The organism is Fibrobacter sp. (assembly GCF_045131395.1).
Taxonomy (GTDB): Bacteria; Fibrobacterota; Fibrobacteria; order Fibrobacterales; family Fibrobacteraceae; genus Fibrobacter.
This window is the reverse complement of sequence record NZ_JBGUQY010000047.1, coordinates 1-2319: the sequence shown is the minus strand read 5'-3', so window position 1 is coordinate 2319 and position 2319 is coordinate 1. Positions and strand designations below refer to the sequence as shown.

Genomic DNA, 2319 nt, shown 5'->3' with positions numbered 1-2319 from the left:
TCGCCTTGGACGCCTTGTGCACCGGTATCGCCCTTGTCGCCTTTCTCGCCTTGGACGCCTTGTGCACCGGTATCGCCCTTGTCGCCTTTCTCGCCCTGAATACCCTGCGCTCCGTTTACGCCATTAGAACCGTTGGAGCCATTCAAGACAACACCGATGGAATCACCGTTACACAAAATCTTTAGGCCGCTGTCGTCCTTCAACTTTTCGGCAGAACACTTGAAGTCGTCCAACTTGTCGGTATAATCCGAAAAGGTCGCAAACCACTTGCCATCGACGCAAATACGCGGCGACGGTTCACCCTTGACCAGCGCCTGCTGGCCTTCGTTTTCGGACGTGCAATCAGGAAGTTTGGAAACATCGGCGACGACTACCACGTTCTCTTGCACAATTTGGGTGATGTTTTCGTTCGTCACATCGTCACCACAGGCGAATAGAATAGCGCATATAGAGATTGCCACACCTACTTTCAGCAGGTTCGCAATGACGCTATTGCTAGGTGCGTTCGTGTTTACGTTTTTGTTCCAAGCCAAAACAGCCTCCATCGGTTAAATTCCTTGGAGTCCGCCCCTGTTCAGCCGCAATAAATTGAGCCAATTTTGTATAGATACAAAAAAGGCGCGGGTGCCACGGTTTACCAAAGTGAGGCTCTCGACAGCCTGTAACCGATAAACGCGAGCGACCCACGCCCCAAAAGGGCTGTTGCTCTCTGGTCATACGACCAAAGACCAGCTAAAAAGCTGGTACAGCAAACCGAGATACACCGCAAAACGGCATACCTGCGTGAGCGTTCGCCTTGCTCTCGGTTACTGAAATGGTCGAGATTTCACTTTGAGAACAAGAGCTAAACTCTCTAATATGTCCAATTCAAAAATAACTTAAATACAGCCCGGACGCAATGAATATTTACAAAGCAGCCTGTTTTTGTGCGAAAAAACGCCAAAAACGCCCCGTCTAGGCCCGCCAGACGATTATTCCAAGCTGGAAGAAGCTCTACATGTTGACTTTTCTAATAAAAATTGGTATATTATAACCGGGCTGGTCGAAAGACCCAGGTCCATCTTTGGCGAGGAAGTTCCTCGCCTTTTTTGTGGAGAGAGTCTTGAAGGAACTAAGTGTTTTCATCGATGAGTCGGGGGATTTTGGCGAATATAGCCCACATTCTCCGTATTACATAATAACAATGGTGTTCCATGACCAAGAAGTCGACATTCAAGAAAACGTTATTCGTCTTGATACCGAGCTGTCTTATCTTGGACTTGAGAATCTTTGCATCCACACCGGCCCAATTATCCGCAAGGAAGAAATTTATAAAGACATGGGAATAGCTGAGCGGAGGCGCATTTTCAACAAAATGATGGCGTTTATCCGTTCAGTAGGTATCCAGTACAAATGTTTTTCCATCGAAAAAAAGCACATCAAAGATTCTGTAGAAGCAACAGGCAAACTTTCGAAGCAAATATCCTCGTTCATTAGAAATCATTATGATGATTTTCTTGCTTTCAACGATGTCAAAATTTACTACGACAATGGACAAGTCGAAGTAAGCAAGCTTTTGTCGTCTGTATTCAACGCACTGCTGCCAAACCCAATTTTCCGAAAAGTGATGCCTACTGATTATAAATTGTTCCAGGTCGCAGACTTTATTTGCACGATGGAACTTTTGAACCTGAAACTTGAAAACAATCTTTTCTCAAAATCCGAAATGATTTTCTTCGGCAACAAGCGCGACTTGAAACAGAACTATTTAAAGGCTCTGAGAAAGAAAGAATGGAATTAATTTGAATTAGATGTTTCCCCAAAAGACCTCAGCAATGAGGTCTTTTGCATTTGTAAGTAAGCCGGGCGTTGCGGGTGCGGCGTCTGAGCACCCGCTAGAAGGGGTAGCGTAAGACCCGGCTGGGTGGGTTGTATAAAAGACGCCCACTCATTGAGTGGGCGTGATTATAAGGGCGGGGCCGGGGCTGAAGCGAGGGGGACACTTCCCCCCTTTACTTGACCACGATGTTCACGAGCTTGCCCGGAACCACGATGGACTTCACGACAGTCTTACCCGCCATAAACTCCTTCATACGTTCGTTTTCCATGGCGAGCTTTTCGAGAGCGGCCTTGTCCATATCCTTGGCGACGCTTGCCTTGGCGCGGACCTTGCCGTTCACCTGGAACACGACTTCCACGGTGTTTTCCACAGCCTTGGAGTGGTCAGCTTCCGGCCAGGCGACGTTCGTGAGCGATTCGTTGTGACCGAGGATGCTCCACATTTCTTCGGCGATATGCGGGGCAAACGGGTGCAGCAACTTCACGAAGGTTTCGCACGGT

3 protein-coding genes are annotated in these 2319 nt (G+C 47.8%); 1 reads left to right on the top strand and 2 read right to left on the bottom strand.

The genetic code is table 11. The annotated features are described in order from the left end of the window. On the bottom strand, positions 1-533 hold a 533-nt coding region (locus tag ACJMNB_RS13450), incomplete at its 3' end, for a collagen-like protein (RefSeq protein ID WP_405343343.1). 569 nt (positions 534-1102) lie between these two features. On the opposite strand from ACJMNB_RS13450, the gene ACJMNB_RS13445 reads away from it, so the two are divergent. Further along, positions 1103-1780, top strand: coding sequence for a DUF3800 domain-containing protein (locus tag ACJMNB_RS13445; protein WP_141398345.1), 678 nt, complete (start codon positions 1103-1105; stop codon positions 1778-1780). 211 nt (positions 1781-1991) lie between these two features. Here ACJMNB_RS13445 and ACJMNB_RS13440 read toward each other — a convergent pair. Beyond that, on the bottom strand, positions 1992-2319 hold a 328-nt coding region (locus tag ACJMNB_RS13440), incomplete at its 5' end, for a class I tRNA ligase family protein (protein WP_405340265.1).